The following is a 21,788-nucleotide window of genomic DNA, read 5'->3' as shown; positions in this document are numbered from 1 at the left end:
GTGTGAGGAGCGAGCGTGGCCGGACCGACGACCGCCCAGCGCGGTGCAGCGCAGCCGAAGGACTCCCCGGCCCGGCCGCCGAGTTCGCGGCGCCCCGAAGGGCGTTGGCGGCCCAGCCGCCTCCAGCTGGCCCTGGGCGGTGCGCTGGCCCTGCTGCTGGGCGCGGGCGCCGTCTGGGCGCTCTACGGCTCCTCCTGGTTCCGGGTCGAACGGGTCAGGACGACCGGCGTCGACGTGCTGACCCCGGCCGAGGTCGAGGCCGCCGCGGCGGTGCCGGTCGGCGCCCCGCTCGTCTCCGTGGACACCGACGCCATCGCCGGCCGGTTGCGCCAGAAGGTGCCTCGTATCGACTCGGTGGATGTCGTTCGGTCATGGCCGCACGGAATTGGACTTAAAGTGACCGAGCGTCAGCCGGTTCTGTTGATGAAAAAGGGCGCGAAGTTCATCGAAGTGGATGCCAAGGGCGTTCGTTTCGCAACGGTGGACAAAGCGCCCGGACATGTGCCGGTCCTGGAGCTGACGGCCGACCGGTCGCCGAGCCTGCGCCGCTTCGGCGGCGACCGGCTGGTGCGGGAGGCGGTCCGGGTCGCGGGCGGACTCCCGCACGGGGTCGCCAGGGACACCGTCGCCCTCCGGGTCGCCTCGTACGACTCGATCACCCTGAAGCTCACCCGGGGGCGCACGGTCGAGTGGGGCAGCGGCGAGGACGGGCCCGCCAAGGCACGCGTCCTCACCGCCCTGATGAAGGCCGTGCCCGGAGCGGACCGGTTCGACGTGAGCGCGCCCACCGCCCCCGCGGCATCGGGCGGTTGACGCACATGTGACCAGGCCAGCACCCTGGTTGGTCAGCGCTACGGGTGATCACATAGGGTGAAAAGAAAAACGGGAGGTTCGGCGTGTTCGTTGAACGCGCGCCACTTGTCGACTTAGTGTCCTGTTCGGAAGAGTCCATGAAGCAGACACACTGGTAACCCTAAACTTCAACGTTAGGGTTTGGGTCGGCGTTTCGGACCGTCCCCATCGGCATCCGTCGTCGCGGCGGGCACACCCGCGAAGCGACGACACATAACTCGAGGCGAGAGGCCTTCGACGTGGCAGCACCGCAGAACTACCTCGCAGTCATCAAGGTCATCGGTGTCGGCGGCGGTGGTGTCAATGCCATCAACCGAATGATCGAGGTCGGTCTCAAGGGCGTCGAGTTCATCGCGATCAACACGGATGCGCAAGCCCTGTTGATGAGCGACGCCGACGTCAAGCTCGACGTCGGCCGCGAACTCACCCGCGGACTCGGCGCCGGGGCCAACCCGGCCGTCGGTCGCAAGGCGGCAGAGGACCACCGCGAGGAGATCGAGGAGGTCCTCAAGGGGGCCGACATGGTCTTCGTCACCGCCGGGGAAGGCGGCGGCACCGGTACCGGCGGCGCACCCGTCGTCGCGAACATCGCGCGCTCGCTGGGCGCCCTGACGATCGGCGTGGTCACCCGCCCGTTCACCTTCGAGGGCCGGCGCCGCGCGAACCAGGCGGAGGACGGCATCGCCGAACTCCGCGAAGAGGTCGACACCCTCATCGTCATCCCCAACGACCGACTGCTGTCCATCTCGGACCGCCAGGTCAGCGTGCTCGACGCGTTCAAGTCGGCCGACCAGGTGCTGCTCTCGGGCGTCCAGGGCATCACCGACCTCATCACCACGCCCGGTCTGATCAACCTCGACTTCGCCGACGTCAAGTCGGTCATGTCCGAGGCCGGATCGGCGCTCATGGGCATCGGCTCGGCCCGCGGCGACGACCGCGCGGTGGCCGCCGCGGAGATGGCGATCTCCTCGCCGCTCCTGGAGGCGTCCATCGACGGCGCCCGCGGTGTCCTGCTCTCCATCTCCGGCGGCAGCGACCTCGGTCTCTTCGAGATCAACGAGGCCGCCCAGCTGGTGAGCGAGGCGGCGCACCCCGAGGCGAACATCATCTTCGGCGCGGTCATCGACGACGCGCTGGGCGACGAGGTGCGCGTCACCGTGATCGCGGCCGGCTTCGACGGCGGTCAGCCGCCGGCCCGCCGCGACAACGTGCTCAGCGCCGGCTCCGCCAAGCGCGAGGAGCCGGCCGCGCCGGTGCGGGCCGCCGAGCCGGTGCGCTCGTCCGGCGGTCTCGGCTCCCTGCCGCCGCGCGAGGAGTCCCCGGCCCCGGCCGAGCCCGCGCCGTCGGCCGCTGAGAAGCACCTGCCCCCGGTCGCCGCGCCGCACATCCCGCCGGCCCGTCCCTACCCGGACTCGCAGGTCGAAGAGCTGGATGTCCCGGACTTCTTGAAGTGATAGTCCCGCACCACCCGGTTCCCGCGGTGGCTTCGGAGACCTCCGGGACCTCGGAGACCTCAAGGGGGCGCGCGCACTTCGCCTTCACCGACCGGTGGGGCGGAGTGAGCGCGGCCCCGTACGAGGAACTCAACCTCGGCGGCGCGGTCGGCGACGACCCCGCCGCCGTTCTGGCGAACCGGGAGCGTGCGGCCCGGTCCCTCGGCCTCGACCCGGCACGGGTCGTCTGGATGAACCAGGTGCACGGCCGGGACGTCGCGGTGGTCGACGGCCCCTGGGCGGACGCCTCGGACATCCCCGCCGTGGACGCGCTGGTGACCGCGCGGCGCGGGCTCGCGCTCGCGGTGCTCACCGCCGACTGCACCCCCGTCCTGCTCGCCGACCCGGTCGCCGGGATCGCGGCGGCGGCGCACGCGGGCCGCCCCGGACTGGTCGCCGGGGTCGTCCCCGCCGCGGTGGCGGCGATGACCGCGCTGGGCGCGGACGTCTCCCGGATCGTCGCCCGCACCGGACCCGCCGTCTGCGGCCGGTGCTACGAGGTCCCCGCCCCGATGCGCGCAGAGGTCGCCGCGGCCGTTCCGGCCGCCTGGTCCGAGACCAGCTGGGGCACCCCGGCCGTGGACGTCACCGCGGGGGTCCACGCCCAGCTCGACGCGGTCGGCGTGACCGACCGGCAGGCGTCGCCGGTCTGCACCCTCGAATCGGGCGACCACTTCTCGTACCGCCGCGACCGCACCACCGGGCGGCTCGCCGGATATGTCTGGTTGGACTGATAGGGCATGACGGACCGTAGGACTCAACTCGCGGAGAATCTCGCACGGGTGGAGGACCGCATCGCCTCCGCCTGCGCCGCGGCCGGCCGGGCGCGGGAGGAGGTGACCCTCATCGTGGTCACCAAGACCTATCCGGCGAGCGATGTGCGGATCCTGCACGGACTCGGTGTGCGTCATGTCGCGGAGAACCGCGACCAGGACGCCGCTCCCAAGGCGGCCGAGTGTGCGGATCTGTCGCTCACATGGCATTTTGTCGGTCAGTTGCAGACGAATAAGGTTCGTTCTGTGGCCGGTTATGCCGATTTCGTGCAGTCAGTGGATCGGGTCAAACTGGTCACGGCTCTCTCGGCGGCGGCCGTGCGCGAGGGCCGCGAACTCGGCTGCCTCGTACAGGTGGCGCTCGACGCGGAGAGCGGCGAGCGCGGTGTCCGGGGCGGCGTCGCGCCGGACGGGATCGAGGAGTTGGCCGCCGCGGTCGACTCCTCGCCCGGGCTGCGGCTCGACGGTCTGATGACCGTCGCCCCGCTGGCCGGGCCGTACGCGGGGCGGCGGCGCGCGGCTTTCGATCGGCTGATGGAAATCTCATCGCGCCTGCGCGCGGACCATCCGGCTGCGAACATGGTCTCCGCGGGGATGAGTTCGGACCTCGAGGACGCCGTCGCGGCCGGAGCGACACATGTGCGCATCGGTACGGCGGTACTCGGAGTCCGACCGAGGCTCGGGTAACGTCGCCAAACGAGTCGGACCACAGCAGAAAATATGGTCAATCCCGCCGATGGCGGGCAGGCCACAGTGGATCGCGGGGCACTTGGTGACAGATGCCGATCCACCACAGAGCGGAGGATTCAGAGCATGGCCGGCGCGATGCGCAAGATGGCGGTCTACCTCGGCCTCGTGGAGGACGATGGGTACGACGGTCCGGGGTTCGACCCCGACGACGAATTCGAACCCGAGCCGGACCCCGAGCGCGACCGGCGGCGGCACGAGCCCGCGCATCAGGTCGACCGGGACCGGGAGCGCGAACGGGACGAACCGGTACGAGCGGTGCAGCCTCCCGCGCAGCGGGAACCGGTCCAGATCCCGGTGGAAAGAGAGCGACCCGCCCGGATCGCCCCCGTGGCATCCATCACACCCGAACGTCCCAACCTGGAGAAGAACGCACCGGTGATCATGCCCAAGGTCGTGTCCGAGCGGGAGCCGTACCGCATCACCACGCTGCACCCCCGGACCTACAACGAGGCCCGTACCATCGGTGAACACTTCCGTGAGGGCACTCCGGTGATCATGAACCTCACGGAGATGGACGATACGGACGCGAAGCGACTTGTCGACTTTGCGGCAGGACTCGTCTTCGGTCTCCATGGCAGCATTGAGCGCGTGACGCAGAAGGTGTTCCTGTTGTCGCCTGCTAACGTCGATGTCACGGCGGAGGACAAGGCCCGCATCGCTGAGGGCGGATTCTTCAACCAGAGCTGAGAACACGACACCGGGAACGACCCGGCCGCGGGGCCGGGGCGAGAGAGTCAGGGGAGAGGGACGCGCGAAGATGGACGTCGCACTGCAGGTTGTCTATATCGCGTTGACGTGCTTCCTCATCGTGCTGATCTTCCGGCTGGTCATGGACTACGTCTTCCAGTTCGCACGTTCATGGCAGCCCGGCAGGCCGATGGTGGTCATACTCGAGGCCACCTATTCGATCACCGATCCACCGCTCAAGCTTCTGCGGCGGTTCATCCCGCCGCTGCGTCTCGGGGGCGTGGCACTCGACCTGTCCTTCTTCGTTCTGATGATCATCGTTTTCATCCTGAGAGGCATCGTGATCGGGTTGTGAGCGATACGGTCTTGCCGACTGCCGACGACTACGTAGAGGTGAAGAAGAGATGCCGCTGACTCCCGAGGACGTGCGGAACAAGCAGTTCACAACCGTCCGTCTCCGAGAAGGCTACGACGAGGACGAGGTCGATGCCTTTCTCGACGAGGTCGAGGCCGAGCTGACCCGCCTGCTCCGTGAGAACGAGGATCTCCGCGCCAAGCTGGCCGCCGCCACGCGAGCCGCCGCGCAGAACCAACAGCAGCAGGGCATGCGCAAGCCGGAGCCGCAGGACCGGCCCGGGGCCCCGGTGCCCGCCGCCATATCGGGTCCGCCGGTCCAGCAGCAGCCCCCGCAGATGGGTCCCCCCCAGCTGCCCGGTGGTGCTCCGCAGCTGCCCGCCGGTCCCAGCGGTCATGGTCCTGGTCCCCAGGGTCAGCACGGCCCCGGCCCGCAGGGCCCGCATGGCCCCGGTCCGCAGGGCCCGCACGGCCCCGGCCCGATGCAGGGCGGTCCCATGGGCGGCCCGATGGGCGGTCCTATGGGCGGTCACGCTCCGCAGCAGCAGATGCAGCAGCCGCCGCAGATGCAGCAGCCCGGTCAGGGCCCCGGCGGGGACAGCGCCGCCCGTGTCCTCTCGCTCGCGCAGCAGACCGCCGACCAGGCGATCGCGGAGGCCCGTTCCGAGGCCAACAAGATCGTCGGCGAGGCCCGCAGCCGTGCCGAGGGGCTGGAGCGCGACGCGCGCGCCAAGGCGGACGCCCTGGAGCGGGACGCGCAGGAGAAGCACCGCGTGGCGATGGGCTCGCTGGAGTCGGCCCGCGCGACGCTGGAGCGCAAGGTCGAGGACCTGCGCGGCTTCGAGCGCGAGTACCGCACCCGGCTGAAGTCCTACCTGGAGAGCCAGCTGCGTCAGCTGGAGACCCAGGCGGACGACTCGCTCGCCCCGCCGCGGACCCCGGCGACCGCTTCGCTGCCGCCGTCGCCCTCGCTGGCTCCGGCCGGTGCGGGCGCCATGGGCCACAGCATGGGCGGCGGGAACCACGGCAACCAGTCGATGGGCGGCAACCCGTCCATGGGCGGCGGTCCCTCGTACGGTGGTCAGCAGCAGATGTCGCCGGCGATGACCCAGCCGATGGCGCCGGTGCGGCCGCAGGCGCCGCAGCCGATGCAGCAGGCGCCGTCGCCGATGCGCGGGTTCCTGATCGACGAGGACGACAACTGAGCCGGGCGCGCGCGATGAGCGCGTAGCCGTCGGCAGTCCGAAGGGCCGGGCCACGGGGAGAACCCCCGGGGCCCGGCCCTTCGTCGTGCCCGGAGCCGCGGTCCCCGCCGTGCCCGGCGGCGCAGGGGCGGCCGCCGACGGGCGGGGCGTCCGGAACGGCGTGGCGTCCGGAGCGGCGGAGGCCCGCCCGGAACGCCGGAGGGCCCGCCCGGAACGGGTGTTCCGGGCGGGCCCTCCGAAGGATTCGGGCCGGGGCCCGGGCTACCGCTGGGTTCCGTCCGCCTTGCGGAGGCGGAAGGCGAGGGCCAGGCCCTCGTCCTCGAACGGGTCCCCGTAGGCCGCGTCCGCCTCGCCCTGGGCGTAGTCCAGCGCCAGCACCTCGTCCGCGATCAGGGCCGCGTGCTCGGTCAGCGCCTCCACCGTCGCGGGGGAGTCGGACGTCCAGCGGACGGCGATGCGGTCCGCGACGTCCAGGCCGCTGTTCTTGCGGGCCTCCTGGATCAGACGGATGGCGTCCCGGGCGAGGCCCGCGCGCCGCAGCTCCGGGGTGATCTCCAGGTCCAGGGCGACGGTCGCGCCCGCGTCGGAGGCCACCGACCAGCCCTCGCGGGGCGTCTCGGTGATGATCACCTCGTCGGGGGCGAGGGCGACGGTCTCGCCGTCCACCTCGACGGAGGCCGTGCCCTCGCGCAGCGCCAGCGACAGCGCCGCCGCGTCGGCGTTCGCGATCGCCTTGGCCACCGCCTGGACGCCCTTGCCGAACCGCTTGCCGAGCGCGCGGAAGTTCGCCTTCGCGGTCGTGTCGACCAGCGAGCCGCCGCCCGCCGGACCGGCGGAGGAATCAGTGAGCGAGGCCAGCGAGGAGACGTTCAGCTCCTCCGTGATCTGGGCGTGCAGCTCGGGCGGGAGCGAGTCGAAGCCGGGCGCCGCGACCAGGGCGCGGGACAGCGGCTGCCGGGTCTTGACGCCCGACTCCGCGCGGGTCGCCCGGCCCAGCTCGACCAGGCGGCGCACCAGCGCCATCCGGGTGGACAGCGCGGGGTCGATCGCCGCCCGGTCCGCCTTCGGCCAGGTGGCGAGGTGCACCGACTCGGGGGCGTCCGGGGTCACCGGGACCACCAGGTCCTGCCAGACCCGCTCGGTGATGAACGGGGTCAGCGGGGCCATCAGCCGGGTCACCGTCTCGACGACCTCGTGCAGGGTGCGCAGCGCCGCCTTGTCGCCCTGCCAGAAGCGGCGGCGCGAGCGGCGCACGTACCAGTTGGACAGGTCGTCGACGAACGAGGACAGGAGCTTGCCGGCGCGCTGGGTGTCGTATCCCTCCAGGGCCAGCGTGACCTGGTCGACCAGCGTGTTGAGCTCGCTCAGCAGCCAGCGGTCCAGGACCGTGCGGTCCGCCGGCGCCGGGTCGGCCGCGGAGGGGGCCCACTGCGAGGTGCGCGCGTACAGGGCCTGGAAGGCGACGGTGTTCCAGTAGGTCAGGAGGGTCTTGCGGACGACCTCCTGGATGGTGGTGTGGCCGACCCGGCGGGCCGCCCACGGGGAGCCGCCGGCCGCCATGAACCAGCGCACCGCGTCGGCGCCGTGCTGGTCCATGAGGGGGATCGGCTGGAGGATGTTCCCCAGGTGCTTGGACATCTTGCGGCCGTCCTCGGCGAGGATGTGGCCCAGGCAGACCACGTTCTCGTAGGACGACTTGTCGAAGACCAGCGTGCCGACCGCCATCAGCGTGTAGAACCAGCCGCGGGTCTGGTCGATGGCCTCGGAGATGAACTGCGCCGGGTAGCGGCTCTCGAACAGCTCCTTGTTCTTGTACGGGTAGCCCCACTGCGCGAACGGCATCGAGCCCGAGTCGTACCAGGCGTCGATGACCTCGGGGACGCGGTACGCCTCCAGCTGGCAGTTCTCGTGCGAGCAGGTGAACGTGATCTCGTCGATGAACGGGCGGTGCGGGTCCAGCCCGGAGAGGTCGGCGCCGGTCAGCTCGCCCAGTTCGGCGCGTGAGCCGACGCAGGTGAGGTGGCCGTCCTCGCAGCGCCAGATCGGCAGCGGGGTGCCCCAGTAGCGATTGCGGGACAGCGCCCAGTCGACGTTGTTGTTCAGCCAGTCGCCGAAGCGGCCGTGCTTGACCGAGTCCGGGAACCAGTTGGTCTTCTCGTTCTCCGCGAGCAGCCGGTCCTTGATCGCGGTCGTGCGGATGTACCAGGACGGCTGCGCGTAGTAGAGGAGCGCGGTGTGGCAGCGCCAGCAGTGCGGGTAGCTGTGCTCGTACGGGACGTGCCGGAAGAGCCTGCCGCGGGCGGCCAGGTCCTCGGTGAGCGCCTCGTCGGCCTTCTTGAAGAAGACGCCGCCGACCAGCGGCAGGTTCTCCTCGAAGGTGCCGTCGGGGCGTACCGGGTTGACGACCGGGAGGCCGTACGCCTTGCAGACCTGGAGGTCGTCGGCGCCGAAGGCGGGGGACTGGTGGACCAGACCCGTGCCGTCCTCGGTCGTCACGTACTCGGCGTTGACGACGTAGTGCGCCTCGGCCGGGAAGTCGACCAGCTCGAACGGGCGCTCGTAGGTCCAGCGCTCCATCTCACGGCCGGTGAAGGTCTGCCCGGTCGTCTCCCAGCCCTCGCCCAGGGCCTTCTCGACGAGCGGCTGCGCGACGACGAGCTTCTCCTCGCCGTTGCTCGCGACGACGTAGGCGACGTCGGGGTGCGCGGCGACGGCGGTGTTGGAGACCAGCGTCCAGGGGGTGGTCGTCCAGACGAGGAGGGAGGCCTCGCCGGCCAGCGGGCCGGAGGTGAGGGGGAAGCGGACGAAGACCGACGGGTCGACGACCGTCTCGTACCCCTGGGCCAGCTCGTGGTCGGAGAGGCCGGTGCCGCAGCGGGGGCACCAGGGGGCGACGCGGTGGTCCTGGACCAGCAGCCCCTTGTTGAAGATCTCCTTCAGCGACCACCACACCGACTCGACGTACTCGGGGTCCATCGTGCGGTAGGCGTCGTCGAGGTCGACCCAGTAGCCCATCCGGGTCGTGAGCTCGGTGAACGCGTCGGTGTGGCGGGTCACGGACTCGCGGCACCTGGCGTTGAACTCGGCGATGCCGTACGCCTCGATGTCCTTCTTGCCGTTGAAGCCCAGCTCCTTCTCGACCGCGAGCTCGACCGGCAGGCCGTGGCAGTCCCAGCCGGCCTTGCGGCCGACGTGGTAGCCCTGCATGGTGCGGAAGCGGGGGAAGACGTCCTTGAAGACGCGGGCCTCGATGTGGTGGGCGCCGGGCATGCCGTTGGCGGTGGGCGGGCCCTCGTAGAAGACCCACTCGGGGCGGCCCTCGGACTGTTCGAGGGTCTTGGCGAAGACCTTGCTCTCGCGCCAGAAGTCGAGCACGGCGTGCTCCAGCGCGGGCAGGTCGACCTGGGCGGGCACCTGGCGGTACTGAGGTGATGTCATGGGCGGACTTCCTCCGGCGGACGGCTTCCACTTCCGTCGGAGGGACGAGAACCCGGTCGGCTCCCGCGGTACCACCCTCCTTGGCCCCGGGCAGACGCCCGTGGCCCCCTCATTGGGGTCGCGATGCCGGGTCTACTCGCCTCTCGGCTTTCTTCCGGCGGCTCCGGGTGATCTTCACGACGCGCTCGCCCCCGGGCTTCCACCGTCCCCGGGTCGCTCCTGGCCGCGTACGACGCTACTCGTCCCATCCACGCCTCTCGCTCAGGCCAGTGTACGGGCCCGTACGGGCGTCGGCCGACCGGATATCGGGCGGTGCGGCGGATGACCCGAACGGGCAGACGCGGCGGACGGGCCTCGCGGGGCCCCGGCCGGGGGTCGGAAAACCTGATTATGGGGCGGTGAGCTGGGCACAACGGATTCAGGCGGTCGGCGTCCGGGCACTCGGGCGGGGGCGAAACGGCGGCGTGCCCCGTTGCCGAGGGGGCGGGGCCGATTTATCGTCCCAGCACGATTCGCGTGCAAGATCACAATATGTGAAGGGGCCGCGGCCATGGTGGCGAAGAAGACCACCGCGAAGAAGACGGCGCCGCCGGGATCCACCGGCGCGGCGGCCGGGAACACGGGCCCGGAGCGGGCCCCCGGGGCCCCGGAAGGCGCCCCCGAGGCCCCGAAGGAGAGGAAGGCGGCCGCCGCGGCGAAGAGGCCCGCGGCGAAGAAGGCGGTGGCGAAGAAGACCGCCGCGAAGAAGGCAGTGGCGAAGAAGACCGCCGCGAAGAAGACGGCGTCGAGGAAGACGGCCGGGAAGGCTTCGAAGAAGGCCGCCGACGCGGCCACGGAGGCGGCCGGGTCCGCCGAGCAGACGGGAGCCCACACGGTGGTAGCCAAGAAGAGCGAGTCCGGGGCGCGCAGGGCCGACGAGGCCGCGCCCCCCGTCGTGCCGTCGGGCGGCGGGGTCGCCACGACGGCCCCCGGCGAGCTGGCGGTCCGGCCCGACGAGGACCCCTGGACCCCGGAGGAGGTCGACGAGGCGCGGGCCGTGCTCAGCGCCGAGAGCACCCGGCTGCGCAACGAGCTGGAGGCCGCGGGGATCGCGCTCGCCGGGCTGATGCGCGACTCCGGCGACGGGGCGGGCGACGACGAGGCGGACACCGGCACCAAGAACATCACCCGCGAGCACGAGATGGCGCTCGCCGCCAACGCCCGCGAGATGCTGGACCAGACCGACCGGGCGCTGGCCCGGCTCGACGCCGGGACGTACGGGCTGTGCGAGATCTGCGGCAGGCCGATCGGCAAGGCGCGCATGCAGGCGTTCCCCCGCGCCACGCTGTGCGTCGAGGACAAACAGAAGCAGGAGCGACGCGGTTGATCCGGTGCGGCGTGTCGTACCCTCGTCCTCAGTCAGGAACCTAGGTTGAGGGACTCACGTGGCAGAGGCGGAGCGCATCATCGACACGCCGGACATCCCCGACACTGAGGGGACCGAAGGGGAGGGGACCGGGGACCGCGCCGGGAGCCCGGCCGGGGAGACGTCCGGGGCGACGCCCGCCGGCAGGGGCAAGCGGAAGATCGCGGTGCTCTTCGCCGTGGCCGTCTTCGCCTACCTGCTGGACCTGAGCAGCAAGCTGGTCGTGGTCGCGAAGCTGGAGCACCACCAGCCGGTCGAAGCCATCGGCACCTGGCTGAAGTTCGAGGTGATCCGCAACTCGGGGGCCGCGTTCAGCCTCGGCGAGGCGTACACGATCGTCTTCACCGCGATCGCGGCGACCGTGATCGTGGTGATCGCGCGGCTGGCCCGCAAGCTCTACAGCCTGCCATGGGCCGTCGCGCTCGGCCTGCTGCTGGGCGGGGCGCTGGGCAACCTGACCGACCGCCTCCTCCGCGCGCCGGGCGTGTTCCGGGGTGCGGTGGTCGACTTCATCTCCGTCGAGCACTTCGCCGTGTTCAACCTCGCGGACTCCGCGATCGTCTGCGGCGGCATCCTGATCGTGCTCCTCTCCTTCCGGGGCCTGGACCCCGACGGGACCGTGCACAAGGACTGAGGGCGCTCCCGCCGTCCCCGGCGGGCGGCCGGGCTCGCCGGTCACAGCACCGTCGGCCGCAAGGCATACTCGATCAGGTGAGTACGTATCCCGAGGTCCGCACCCTGCCCGTTCCGGACGGCCTGGAGGGCGAGCGCGTCGACGCCGCCATCTCCCGGATGTTCGGCTTCTCCCGCACCAAGGCCGCCGATCTGGCCGCCGCCGGAAAGGTGCAGGTGGACGGTGCGGTGGTCGGGAAGTCCGAGCGGGTGCGGGGCGGCGCCTGGCTGGAAGTGGAGATGCCGCAGGCGCCGGCCCCGGTGCGGATCGTCGCCGAGCCCGTCGAGGGCATGGAGATCGTGCACGACGACGACGACGTCGTGGTGATCGTGAAGCCGGTCGGCGTCGCCGCCCACCCCAGCCCCGGCTGGACCGGCACGACGGTGATCGGCGGTCTCGCCGCGGCCGGGTACCGGATCTCGACGTCCGGGGCGGCCGAGCGCCAGGGCATCGTCCACCGCCTCGACGTGGGCACCTCCGGGCTGATGGTCGTCGCCAAGTCCGAGCGGGCCTACACCCTGCTGAAGGCGCAGTTCCGCGACCGCGTCGTCGACAAGCGCTACCACGCCCTGGTGCAGGGCCACCCGGACCCGATGAGCGGCACCATCGACGCCCCCATCGGCCGCCACCCCAACCACGACTACAAGTGGGCGGTCACGGCCGAGGGCAAGCCCTCGGTGACGCACTACGACCTCATCGAGGCGTACCGGGCCGCCAGCCTTCTCGACATCAAGCTGGAGACCGGCCGCACCCACCAGATCCGGGTGCACATGTCCGCGCACCGCCACCCCTGCGTGGGCGACCTCACCTACGGCGCCGACCCGACGATGGCCAAGCGCCTCGGCCTGACGCGGCAGTGGCTGCACGCCGTCCGGCTCGGCTTCGAGCACCCCGCCGACGGCGGCTGGGTGGAGTTCTCCAGCAGCTACCCGGAGGATCTCCAGCGCGCCCTGGACAAGATCACCGAGGAGAGCCGGTGACCGGGGCGCCCGGCCCGTACACCACCCGCACCGCCGTCGGCGAGCGGGACATCGCGGCCTGTCTGCGGGTCCGCAAGGACGTCTTCGTCCATGAGCAGAACGTGCCCGAGGAGATCGAGTACGACGCCCTCGACGCGGTCGCGGTGCATGTGCTCGCCGTCGCGGCGGACGGCGCCCCGCTCGGCACCGGGCGGCTGCTGCACGGCCCGGCGGCCGCGGACCGGACCGGCGGCGACCCGGGCGTCGGCTCGCTGGGGCGGCTGGCGGTGACCGGCCGGGCGCGCGGGCTGGGCGTCGGCGCGGCCCTGGTCCGGGCGATCGAGGACGCGGCCCGCGAGCTGGGCCTGACCGCCGTCGACCTGCACGCCCAGACGCACGCCCTCGGCTTCTACGAACGCCTCGGCTACGCGGCGTACGGCCCGGAGTTCCCGGACGCCGGCATCCCGCACCGGGCGATGCGCCGCACCCTCTGACCGGGCGCCGGACAGGCCCGCGGGACGGCTCCGCGGTCCGGCCGGCGAGGGGCCGAAGGGGGTGTTGTCCGGTTAGTCCCCCCTGCATGGCAGGCTTGGGGTCCCGACCGGCCGATCACGCAGGCCGGTCCACCGCGTCCCGGAAGGCACCTCGTGGACCAAATGGCACTGCTCCTCCTGCTGTTGCTCGGAGCCGTGGTCACGGTGCCGTTGGGGGAGCGGCTGGGACTGCCCGCGCCGGTGCTGATGACCCTCGCCGGGGTCGGCCTGGCGTTCCTCAGCTTCGTGCCGAACGTGGACATCCCGCCCGAGATCATCCTGCCCGCGCTGCTGCCGCCGCTGCTCTACGCCTCGGTGCAGCGCACCTCCTGGCGTCAGTTCGCCGCCAACAAACGCCCGATCTTCCTGCTGGCCGTGGCGCTGGTCTTCGTCACCACGGCCGCCGTCGCCGCCGTGGCCAACGCGATAGTCCCGGGGCTGCCCATCGCCGCCGCCGTGGCGCTGGGCGCCCTCGTCGCTCCGCCCGACCCGGTCGCCGCGACCGCCGTCGCGGGCTCGGTCGGGCTGCCCCGCAGGCTCGTCTCCATCCTGGAGGGCGAGGGGCTGTTCAACGACGTCACCGCGATCGTGCTGTACCACGTGGCGATCGCCGCCGCGGTGAGCGGCTCCTTCTCCCTGCCGCAGGCGTTCGGGCTGCTGATCCTGTCCGCGGTCGTCGCCGTGGCGGTGGGGCTCGTGCTGGGCTGGCTCACCATCAAGCTGATGGGCCTGCTCGGCGACGCCACCCTCCAGGTCGGGCTCACCCTGCTGGTGCCGTTCGTGAGCTATGTGCTCGCGGAGGAGCTCATGGGCTCCGGCGTGCTGGCCGTGCTCACCACCGCGCTCTTCCTCGCGGAGCACACCGCCGACGCCGACGACGTCCTGGGCCGGCTCGCCGGCCGTTCCTTCTGGGAGATCGTCGACACCCTGGTGACCGGCGTCGCCTTCGGGCTGATCGGTCTCGAACTCCACAACGTCTTCGGCACGGCGAGCGGCCGCCTGCCGGAGATGCTCGGCTGGGGGCTGGCCGTCGTCGGGGTGGTCGTCGGCGTACGGCTGCTCTATCTGCTGCCCGCGACCTGGCTGGCGAAGCGGCTGCACACCCGGCGCGACGTCAGCGAGGACATCCCCACCAGCTGGCGGGAGACCGTGGTGATGTGGTGGTCCGGGATGCGGGGCGTCGCCTCGGTCGCCCTGGCACTCGCCATTCCGCTGAAGACGGACGACGGCAGTCCGTTCCCGGGACGCGACGAGATCGTCTTCATCGCCTTCGCCGTGATCATGGCCACGCTGGTCGTCCAGGGCCTCACCCTCCCGTGGCTGGTCCGCAGGCTCCACGTGCGGGCGGACACCGCCGCCGAGGAGGCGCTGGAGAAGGACCTCGCGCTGCGCGCCGCCAGGGCCGCGAAGAAGCGGCTGAAGGAGATCGAGGAGGCCGAGGAGTTCCCGGAGGAGGTCGTGGAGCGGCTGCAGCGGCTGGCGTACGACGTGGGGGCCCGGATCAGCCCCGACATGGTCGACGACGAGCGCCGCGAGGCGTACGCCCGGCGCGCCGAGAACTTCCGGGCGATCAGCCGCGTCCAGCGCGAGCTGCTGTCCGCCGCCCGCCACGAGGTGCTGTCCGCCCGCAACGAGCCGGGCTCCGACCCGGAGGTGGTCGACCGGGTGCTGAGGCAGCTGGACGTGCGCAGCCTGCGGTGACCGCGGGGCGGGGGCGGCGCGACCGGGGCCGCGGCTGGCACCATGGGCCCCATGGACATCATGCTTTTCCACTCGACGTACGGTCTGCGCCCCGCCGTGCACGACGCCGCCGCCCGGCTGCGCGCCGCCGGGCACGAGGTGCGGACGCCCGATCTCTTCGACGGGCGCACCTTCGACACCGTCGAGGAGGGCATGGCCCACAAGGAGGAGCTGGGCAAGGACGAACTGCTCCGGCGGGCCGTGCTGGCCGCCGCGCCCTATTCCGACCGGGGGCTGGTGTACGCCGGCTTCTCGCTCGGGGCCGCCACCGCGCAGACGCTGGCGCTCGGCGACGAGAAGGCGCGCGGCCTGCTGCTCTTCCACGGCACCTCGGACATCGCGGAGAACGCCTCGGTCGACGAGCTGCCGGTGCAGCTGCACGTCGCGGACCCCGACCCGTTCGAGACACATGACTGGCTGAACTCCTGGTACCTGGGGATGGGGCGGGCCGGCGCGGACGTCGAGGTCTACCGCTACCCGGGGGCGGGCCATCTCTTCACCGACCCCGAACTCCCCGACCACGACGAGGCGTCGGCCGAGCTGGCCTGGAAGGTCGCGCTCGGCTTCCTCGCCACGCTCTGACCGCACGGGCCCGGCCGGACGCGCGCAGGCCCCGCCCGCGCGGGGGAGCCGCGCGGTGCGCGGCCCTTCGCACGGGCGGGGCGGACCGGCCGAGGCCGTGTGCCGGGGGGCGGGCAGGGGTCAGGCGCGGTAGGCGGTCCAGCTGTCGCTCATGCGCTGCACCTGGCCGGGGGTGAACTGGTACATGCAGGAGTCGTACGAGTAGTCCATGAAGTTGTGGATCGGGTCCAGGCCCGGGCTGGTGCAGGTGTCCCGCCCGGTCGGGCAGCCGGACGCGGCGCTCTTCTCGGCGGGCGTGTCGGCGACGTAGTCGCCGCTGCCGGTGCAGCCGCCCTGGAAGGTGTGGTATAGGCCCAGCCAGTGGCCGACCTCGTGGGTGGCGGTGTCGCCCTCGTTGTAGTTGGTGGCCGAGCCACCGGGCAGCGAGGCGTCGAGGATGACGACGCCGTCGTCGGACGGGTTGGACTTGTACGAGCTGGGGAAGGTCGCCCAGCCCAGCAGCCCGCCGCCGAGGTTGGCGGTGTAGACGTTGAGCGCGTTCGCGCCGCCCTTGCGCAGCGCGGACTTCATCGACTTCTCGGCGGAGGAGCCCGGCGAGACGCCGTACCAGGAGCTGTTGTCCGTGTAGTCGGTGCCGGCCAGCGTGAAGCGGAAGCCGGAGTCGGTGTTGCCGGCGCCCTGGCCGCTGTAGGCGGCGTTCAGGACGCTCATCTGGTTGGCGATGGCGGTCGCGCCGAGCTTGCCGGCGGTCCCGGAGTGGATGACGTGGAAGTACACCGGTATCGAGGCGCCCGCGGCCGCCGCGGAGGCGTTGACCCGGCGGTCCGCGAGTCTCTCCCGCAGCTGGGTCTCCATCGCCCGGGCCTGGGCGGCGGTCAGCTCGTTGGGGTCGTGGACCTGCTTGGTCTCCGAGGGGCGGGCCCGGCGCGCCGTGGCGTCGGCGGCCGCGTCGTCCACGCACTTCTGGGCGGACGCGGAGGCGGAGGCGGACCCGGAGGTCCTGGCGGCGGCGGAGCCGGAGGTGGCGAAGAGCGGCGCCAGGGCCAGGGTTCCGGCCAGGACGGCGGTGCCGATCGCACGGTTGCGCATACGCGGCGAAATACGGGCAAGAGCGCGCACGGGGTCTCCTCGCGGATGTGTGGGGGAGGGATTTCCTCCTCGCCGCCAGGGAGATTACGTGCTCATGTCATATTCCCAGCAGTGATGATCAAGCCTGATCATTCGAGGGATGAACCAGTCGGAACCGGTAGGAAAGAATCTGCCCGTTCCAGGGTTTGAGACGGGAACGGGGCGTCACGTGTCACTCCGGCGGGCGGTGTGTCCCCATTGGGGGGTGGAGGCACGCCACCCGCCGTAGCGATGTCATGCGCCGTCAACCCGAGCCTGAGTGGCCGGAATTGGCCCCTCAGCGCGCCGGCTGGTTCACCCGCTCGACCTTCTGCGTTCCGCTGAGCGTCCGGTAGGAGCGCGCCCAGGCGGAGGTCGCGTCCCGCTTCGTCCGGTCGGACACCGTGTAGTAGTCCATCTGCGAGCGCTCCGCGGTCACGTCGAGCACGCCGTAGCCGTGCGCGTCCATGTCCACCCACTTGACGTGGCGGTTGGCGGCCTTGACCGCCGCGCTCGCGACCGCGGAGAGGGTTCCCGGCGCCACGTGCAGGATGTCGTCCAGGTTGTCCGAGGTCACCGACGTCACCACGAACTCGGTCGCCGCCGACGCCGAGAGCGGGTAGGTGGCCGCCTTCACCGGCACGTCGTTGGCCCACGCCATGTGGATGTCGCCGGTCAGGAACACCGTGTTGGCGATCGACCGGTCCCGCAGATGCGTGATCAGTTCCTTGCGGTCGCTGGTGTAGCCGTCCCACTGGTCGACGTTGACGGCGAGCCCCTCCTTCGGCAGCCCCAGCAACTCGGCCAGCGGCTCCAGCAGATGCGCGGGCAGCGCGCCGAACGCGACCGGCGAGATCATCACCGACGTCCCGACCAGCTTCCAGGCCGCGTCCGAACCGGCCAGGCCCGCCTTCAGCCAGTCCAGCTGCGCCCGGCCGGTGATCGTGCGGTCCGGGTCGTCGACCGAGCCATTGCCGATCGTCGACTGCTGGGAGCGGAAGGTGCGCAGGTCGAGGAGGTGGAGATCGACCAGCTTGCCGAAGCGCAGCCGCCGGTGGACGGTGCCCTCGGTGGAGGGGCGGACCGGCATCCACTCGAAGTACGCCTGCCGGGCGCCCGCGGCGCGGTCGGTCCACGAGCCCTCCGTGCCGGGCGTGTGGTTCTCGGCCCCGCCCGACCAGGCGTCGTTGGCGAACTCGTGGTCGTCCCAGATCGCGATCACCGGGTGGACGGCGTGCAGGGCCTGGAGGTCCGCGTCCGTCTTGTAGGCGCCGTGCCGGGTGCGGTAGTCGGCGAGGGTGAGGATCTCGTGCCGGGGCTCGTGCGGCCGTACGACGTACTTCGCGGCCGGGTAGACGCCCGACGCGTACTCGTAGATGTAGTCGCCCAGGTGCAGCACCGCGTCGAGGTCGGTGCGGGCCGCGAGGTGCCGGTACGGGGAGAAGAAGCCGGCCTCCCAGTTGGCGCACGAGACCACGCCGAAGCGCAGACCGGGGACGGCGGCGGTGGCGGCGGGCGCGGTGCGGGTGCGGCCGGTGGGCGAGAGGACCGCCGCGCCGTCGCCCGCCGAGAAGCGGAACCAGTACGTGGTGGCCGGGCTCAGCCCGCGTATGTCGGCCTTGACGGTGTGGTCGGAGGCGGCCCGCGCGACGGCGGAGCCGCGGGAGACGATCCGGGAGAAGCCCTTGTCCTCGGCCACCTCCCAGCTCACCGTCGTGTCGGCGCCGCGGCCGGAACCGGGCACGGCGTCCGGGGACGGGGTGACGCGGGTCCACAGGAGGACGCCGTCGGGGAGCGGGTCGCCCGAGGCGACGCCGTGCAGGAAGGCGGGTCCGTCGGCGGCGTGCGCGGTGACGGCGGAGCCCAGCACCGGGACCGCGACGGCGGCGGTGGCGGCGGCCTTGACGACCGTGCGGCGACTGGGGGCGGCCGGCTGCGGCGGAAGCTGTCGAGAGGTCATGGGCCAGGACCTTACTGGCCGGTAATGCCAACGGGCGGGCGAACCGGGGAAGTTCGCCCGCCCGTCGTGCGGCGGTCGTCAGGATTTCGCCACACCGGCGGAGGAGATTTCGGGGCGGGACTCTTCATCCGGCCCGCCCGTCACCCGCCCCCGGGCGGGGCCTCCCGCCCGGACCGGCCCGTCACCGGCCCCGGGCCCGTCGCCCGTGCGGGACCGGTCCCCGGGGTCAGCCCTTCAGCGCGGCGTCGATCGCGGTGTTGAACTCCTCCACCGTCATCGGGGCGTTGTCGCTGCCCTGGCCGGTGATCTTCTTGCCGTCCATCTTCAGCGTGGGGGTGCCCTGCACGCCGCTCTTGTCGAACGTCTCGGACATCTTCATCGCCCAGGCGTCGAACGTGCCGTCCTCGACGTTCTTCTGGAACTCCTTGTTGCCCTTCAGGGCGTCGACCGTGTTCGCGATCTCGATCAGGTAGGAGTCCTTCTTGAACTTGTCGTCGTTCTCCTCCGGGTGGTACTTGGCGGAGTAGAGCGCGTACTTGTAGTCGAGGAAGGCCTCCGGGCTGACATCGAGCGCCGCGCCGAGCGCGCTGAGCGCGTTCTTCGAGCCCTCGCCGTTGGTGGCGTCGTCGAGGAACGTGGCGCCGATGTACCTGATCTTGTACTTGCCGGCGTCGACGTCCTTGTGCACCGTCTCGCCGATGGCCTGCTCGAACGTGCCGCAGATCGGGCAGCGCGAGTCCTCGTACAGCTCCAGCGTCTTCTTGGCGGTCGACTTGCCGATGACGACGGTCGTGCCGTTCTCGCCCGAGGTGTTCTTGGGCGCCTTGACGTTCTTCTCGTCCTTGGCGGCCTCCCAGTGGGACGGCTTGTTCATCTGCATGACACCCCAGCCGATGCCGCCGGCGACCGCCAGCACCGCGACGACCGAGAGGCCGACCAGCATCTGCCGGCGGGTCTTCTCCCGCTTCGCCTGGCGCTCGCGCTCGGCGCGCAGACGCTCGCGGGCCGCCGCCTTGTTGGCCTGGCTGTTGCGCTTGCTCATGTTGTTCTCTCCGTGGTGTGGGTTCTTCGGGGACGTACGTGCTCAGGCGATGGCGTGGGCCGAGCGCGGCGGTCCCCTCCGTCCCACGGAGTGCACGAGGAGGCGGGCGCGCGGCAGCGGGTGCGGGCCGCGCCCGGCGGGACGCACCTTGAGGCGTACGGTCCGGCAGGCGGAGCCCGCCACGGCGACCGCGACCAGCAGCGGCCGGAAGGCCAGGGCGGCGGCCGCGCCCAGCAGGGAGACCAGCGCGGCCTCGCCGCGCCGGAGCCAGGCCGCGGCCAGCAGCCCGACCGACACATGGGCCGCGAGCAGCAGCCACGGCACCGCCGGGCCGGGCGAGGCCAGCAGCGCGGCGGCCGTGTGCCCCGCGCCGGTCACCGAGACGAGCGGGGCGGCGAGGTCGCCGCCGGGGACCGCCCCGGGGCCGACGCTCCCGCCGCCGCACAGCAGATCGACCCCGACCGAGCGCAGCGGCCCCGCGATCGGGCCGCCCGCCGCGCCGTAGCAGAGGTGCTGGCCGGTGGTGAAGAAGGTGTCGGCGGCCAGCTCCAGCGGGACCAGCAGCCCGGCGATGGCCCCGAAGCCGCGCTCCCGGCCGGCCAGCGCGTACGCCACGGCGAAGACCGCTCCGGCCAGCAGCGCGACGGAGGCCAGCGGCAGCGGCACCCGGGAGAGCAGCACATGGGACGCGGTGGAGAGCGTCACGACGAGCGCCGTGAAGAGCGCCGCGCGAACGACTCTGAGGTGCGTCCCGGATATGTCCATCGTCGAGGAGTGTGCCATGCCGACCTGTGTGCGTCCCCCGAAGGGCCGAAGAATGCGGGCGGGGCCGGGCTACAGGCCCGGAATGCGCCCGTTGCGGAAGAGGTCCACGAAGATCCGGTGGTCGGCGCGGGCCCGCGCCCCGTAGCCGTGGGCGAAGTCCACCAGCAGCTCGGCGAAGCCCTCCTCGTCCGCCGCGATCGCCGCGTCGATCGCCCGCTCCGTGGAGAACGGCACCAGCGAGTGCCCGCTCTCGTCGTCCGCCGCGGCGTGCATCGTCGCCGTGGCCCGGCCCAGGTCCGCGACGACCGCGGCGATCTCCTCCGGCTCGTCGACGCCGGACCAGTCCAGGTCGACCGCGTACGGCGAGACCTCCGCGACCAGCTGCCCCGCGCCGTCCAGCTCCGTCCAGCCCAGCCAGGGGTCGGCGTGCGCCTGCAGGGCCCGCTGCGAGATCACCGTGCGGTGGCCCTCGTGGTGGAAGTACCCGCGCACCGCCGGATCGGTGATGTGCCGGGAGACCGCGGGGGTCTGCGCCTGCTTGAGGTAGATCACCACGTCGTTCTCCAGGGCGTCGCTGTTGCCCTCCAGCAGGATGTTGTACGAGGGCAGCCCGGCCGAACCGATGCCGATGCCGCGGCGGCCCACGACGTCCTTGACCCGGTAGGAGTCGGGGCGGCTCAGGCTCGAGTCCGGGAGCGTCTCCAGATAGCCGTCGAACGCGTCCAGCACCTTGTAGCGCGTCGCCGCGTCCAGGTCGACCGAGCCGCCGCCCGGCGCGAAGCGCCGCTCGAAGTCCCGGATCTCCGTCATCGAGTCCAGCAGCGCGAACCGGGTCTGCGACCGCGCGTCGCGCAGCGCGGCCAGCAGCGGGCCCTCGGCCGTGTCGAGCGTGAACGGGGGCAGCTCCTCGGTCTTCGCGCCCGTCGCCAGGGCGTGGATCCGCTCCCGGTACGCCGCCGCGTAGCTTCGGACCAGCCCGGTGATCTGGCCGTCGCTCAGCGCCTTCGCGTAGCCGATCAGCGCGACGGAGGCGGCGAACCGCTTGAGGTCCCAGGTGAACGGGCCGACGTACGCCTCGTCGAAGTCGTTCACGTTGAAGACCAGGCGGCCGTTGGCGTCCATGTACGTGCCGAAGTTCTCCGCGTGCAGATCGCCGTGGATCCACACCCGGCCGGTCCGCTCGTCCAGGTACGGGCCGCCGTGCCGCTCCCGCTCCAGATCCTGGTAGAAGAGGCACGCCGTGCCCCGGTAGAAGGCGAAGGCCGAGCCGGCCATCCTGCGGAACTTGATCCGGAAGGCGGCGGGGTCGGCCGCCAGCAGCTCCCCGAAGGCGGCCTCGAAGACCTCCAGGATCTGCTCCCCGCGCTGCGCCGTGCCGGTCTGCGGTTCCGACATCTCCGAGTGCCTCCTGGTGCTGACGTGCGTGGACGGGCGGGACGGTTTTCCCAGCACCTCCAACGCGCGACCGCG

At 71.8% G+C, this 21,788-nt stretch carries 19 protein-coding genes; 13 read left to right on the top strand and 6 right to left on the bottom strand.

Going from position 1 to position 21,788, the window contains the following annotated elements; genetic code table 11:
• Window positions 1–15 precede the first annotated feature (15 nt).
• The 7 genes from WA762_RS00255 to WA762_RS00225 all read left to right on the top strand — a co-directional run bounded on the left by WA762_RS00255 (window position 16) and on the right by WA762_RS00225 (window position 6,114).
• Entirely contained in the window at window positions 16–813 is a 798-nt protein-coding gene (locus WA762_RS00255) for a cell division protein FtsQ/DivIB (RefSeq protein ID WP_335931631.1), read from the top strand.
• A 278-nt stretch (window positions 814–1,091) separates the two neighbouring features.
• Window positions 1,092–2,306 carry a cell division protein FtsZ gene (ftsZ, locus tag WA762_RS00250; protein ID WP_335931629.1) on the top strand — a complete coding sequence of 405 codons (1,215 nt, stop codon included), beginning with the start codon at window positions 1,092–1,094 and terminating at the stop codon, window positions 2,304–2,306.
• The gene (pgeF, locus tag WA762_RS00245) at window positions 2,303–3,079 is read left to right on the top strand and encodes a peptidoglycan editing factor PgeF (RefSeq protein ID WP_443080482.1); all 777 of its coding nucleotides are present in this window, start codon (window positions 2,303–2,305) and stop codon (window positions 3,077–3,079) included. The genes ftsZ and pgeF overlap by 4 nt, the downstream gene beginning before the upstream one ends.
• A gap of 6 nt (window positions 3,080–3,085) precedes the next feature.
• Window positions 3,086–3,805 (top strand): YggS family pyridoxal phosphate-dependent enzyme, encoded by a 720-nt coding sequence (locus WA762_RS00240; protein WP_335931625.1) that lies wholly within the window; start codon window positions 3,086–3,088, stop codon window positions 3,803–3,805.
• A 126-nt stretch (window positions 3,806–3,931) separates the two neighbouring features.
• On the top strand, window positions 3,932–4,555 hold the full coding sequence (locus tag WA762_RS00235; protein WP_335931623.1) for a cell division protein SepF: 624 nt from the start codon (window positions 3,932–3,934) through the stop codon (window positions 4,553–4,555).
• A gap of 70 nt (window positions 4,556–4,625) precedes the next feature.
• The gene (locus WA762_RS00230) at window positions 4,626–4,910 is read left to right on the top strand and encodes a YggT family protein (protein WP_335931621.1); all 285 of its coding nucleotides are present in this window, start codon (window positions 4,626–4,628) and stop codon (window positions 4,908–4,910) included.
• A gap of 49 nt (window positions 4,911–4,959) precedes the next feature.
• The gene (locus WA762_RS00225) at window positions 4,960–6,114 is read left to right on the top strand and encodes a DivIVA domain-containing protein (protein ID WP_335931619.1); all 1,155 of its coding nucleotides are present in this window, start codon (window positions 4,960–4,962) and stop codon (window positions 6,112–6,114) included.
• Between the two features lie 261 nt (window positions 6,115–6,375).
• Here the strand turns inward: WA762_RS00225 and ileS are convergent, their stop codons facing one another.
• A complete protein-coding gene (gene ileS / locus WA762_RS00220) occupies window positions 6,376–9,552 on the bottom strand; it encodes an isoleucine--tRNA ligase (RefSeq protein ID WP_335931617.1) in 3,177 nt (1,058 codons plus the stop codon).
• A gap of 550 nt (window positions 9,553–10,102) precedes the next feature.
• On the opposite strand from ileS, the gene WA762_RS00215 reads away from it, so the two are divergent.
• The 6 genes from WA762_RS00215 to WA762_RS00190 all read left to right on the top strand — a co-directional run bounded on the left by WA762_RS00215 (window position 10,103) and on the right by WA762_RS00190 (window position 15,444).
• A complete protein-coding gene (locus WA762_RS00215; protein WP_335931615.1) occupies window positions 10,103–10,918 on the top strand; it encodes a TraR/DksA family transcriptional regulator in 816 nt (271 codons plus the stop codon).
• Window positions 10,919–10,976: 58 nt separating this feature from the next.
• Entirely contained in the window at window positions 10,977–11,591 is a 615-nt protein-coding gene (gene lspA / locus WA762_RS00210) for a signal peptidase II (RefSeq protein ID WP_335931612.1), read from the top strand.
• 77 nt (window positions 11,592–11,668) lie between these two features.
• Window positions 11,669–12,610 (top strand): RluA family pseudouridine synthase, encoded by a 942-nt coding sequence (locus tag WA762_RS00205; protein ID WP_335931610.1) that lies wholly within the window; start codon window positions 11,669–11,671, stop codon window positions 12,608–12,610.
• Window positions 12,607–13,083 carry a GNAT family N-acetyltransferase gene (locus WA762_RS00200; RefSeq protein WP_335931608.1) on the top strand — a complete coding sequence of 159 codons (477 nt, stop codon included), beginning with the start codon at window positions 12,607–12,609 and terminating at the stop codon, window positions 13,081–13,083. Before WA762_RS00205 ends, WA762_RS00200 begins: the two co-directional genes overlap by 4 nt.
• A 153-nt stretch (window positions 13,084–13,236) precedes the next feature.
• Window positions 13,237–14,823 (top strand): Na+/H+ antiporter, encoded by a 1,587-nt coding sequence (locus WA762_RS00195; protein ID WP_335931606.1) that lies wholly within the window; start codon window positions 13,237–13,239, stop codon window positions 14,821–14,823.
• Window positions 14,824–14,865: 42 nt separating this feature from the next.
• A complete protein-coding gene (locus WA762_RS00190) occupies window positions 14,866–15,444 on the top strand; it encodes a dienelactone hydrolase family protein (RefSeq protein WP_335931604.1) in 579 nt (192 codons plus the stop codon).
• 120 nt (window positions 15,445–15,564) lie between these two features.
• Here the strand turns inward: WA762_RS00190 and WA762_RS00185 are convergent, their stop codons facing one another.
• The 5 genes from WA762_RS00185 to WA762_RS00165 form a co-directional block, all read right to left on the bottom strand.
• Window positions 15,565–16,533: a zinc metalloprotease gene (locus WA762_RS00185; protein ID WP_335931602.1), complete on the bottom strand. Its 969-nt coding sequence runs from the start codon at window positions 16,531–16,533 to the stop codon at window positions 15,565–15,567.
• A gap of 316 nt (window positions 16,534–16,849) precedes the next feature.
• The gene (locus tag WA762_RS00180; protein ID WP_335931600.1) at window positions 16,850–18,511 is read right to left on the bottom strand and encodes an alkaline phosphatase D family protein; all 1,662 of its coding nucleotides are present in this window, start codon (window positions 18,509–18,511) and stop codon (window positions 16,850–16,852) included.
• 226 nt (window positions 18,512–18,737) lie between these two features.
• Window positions 18,738–19,553: a DsbA family protein gene (locus WA762_RS00175; RefSeq protein ID WP_335931598.1), complete on the bottom strand. Its 816-nt coding sequence runs from the start codon at window positions 19,551–19,553 to the stop codon at window positions 18,738–18,740.
• 42 nt (window positions 19,554–19,595) lie between these two features.
• Complete coding sequence (locus WA762_RS00170) at window positions 19,596–20,318, bottom strand: hypothetical protein (RefSeq protein WP_335932256.1); 723 nt, start codon at window positions 20,316–20,318, stop codon at window positions 19,596–19,598.
• Between the two features lie 69 nt (window positions 20,319–20,387).
• A complete protein-coding gene (locus WA762_RS00165; protein ID WP_335931596.1) occupies window positions 20,388–21,713 on the bottom strand; it encodes a DUF2252 domain-containing protein in 1,326 nt (441 codons plus the stop codon).
• Window positions 21,714–21,788 lie beyond the last annotated feature (75 nt).

Origin of the sequence: Streptomyces tyrfis, from assembly GCF_037034285.1 — a bacterium.
Lineage (GTDB): Bacteria > Actinomycetota > Actinomycetes > Streptomycetales > Streptomycetaceae > Streptomyces.
This window is presented reverse-complemented; position numbering and strand designations above follow the sequence as displayed.

What these genes read in the sequence shown, in the direction of transcription:
- WA762_RS00240 (WP_335931625.1), top strand. Translation starts at nt 3,086, where the DNA reads ATGACGGACCGTAGGACTCAACTCGCGGAGAATCTCGCACGGGTGGAG.
- WA762_RS00235 (WP_335931623.1), top strand. Translation starts at nt 3,932, where the DNA reads ATGGCCGGCGCGATGCGCAAGATGGCGGTCTACCTCGGCCTCGTGGAG.
- WA762_RS00230 (WP_335931621.1), top strand. Translation starts at nt 4,626, where the DNA reads ATGGACGTCGCACTGCAGGTTGTCTATATCGCGTTGACGTGCTTCCTC.
- WA762_RS00225 (WP_335931619.1), top strand. Translation starts at nt 4,960, where the DNA reads ATGCCGCTGACTCCCGAGGACGTGCGGAACAAGCAGTTCACAACCGTC.
- ileS (WP_335931617.1), bottom strand. Translation starts at nt 9,552, where the DNA reads ATGACATCACCTCAGTACCGCCAGGTGCCCGCCCAGGTCGACCTGCCC.
- WA762_RS00215 (WP_335931615.1), top strand. Translation starts at nt 10,103, where the DNA reads ATGGTGGCGAAGAAGACCACCGCGAAGAAGACGGCGCCGCCGGGATCC.
- WA762_RS00190 (WP_335931604.1), top strand. Translation starts at nt 14,866, where the DNA reads ATGGGCCCCATGGACATCATGCTTTTCCACTCGACGTACGGTCTGCGC.
- WA762_RS00185 (WP_335931602.1), bottom strand. Translation starts at nt 16,533, where the DNA reads ATGCGCAACCGTGCGATCGGCACCGCCGTCCTGGCCGGAACCCTGGCC.
- WA762_RS00180 (WP_335931600.1), bottom strand. Translation starts at nt 18,511, where the DNA reads ATGACCTCTCGACAGCTTCCGCCGCAGCCGGCCGCCCCCAGTCGCCGC.
- WA762_RS00175 (WP_335931598.1), bottom strand. Translation starts at nt 19,553, where the DNA reads ATGAGCAAGCGCAACAGCCAGGCCAACAAGGCGGCGGCCCGCGAGCGT.
- WA762_RS00170 (WP_335932256.1), bottom strand. Translation starts at nt 20,318, where the DNA reads ATGGACATATCCGGGACGCACCTCAGAGTCGTTCGCGCGGCGCTCTTC.
- WA762_RS00165 (WP_335931596.1), bottom strand. Translation starts at nt 21,713, where the DNA reads ATGTCGGAACCGCAGACCGGCACGGCGCAGCGCGGGGAGCAGATCCTG.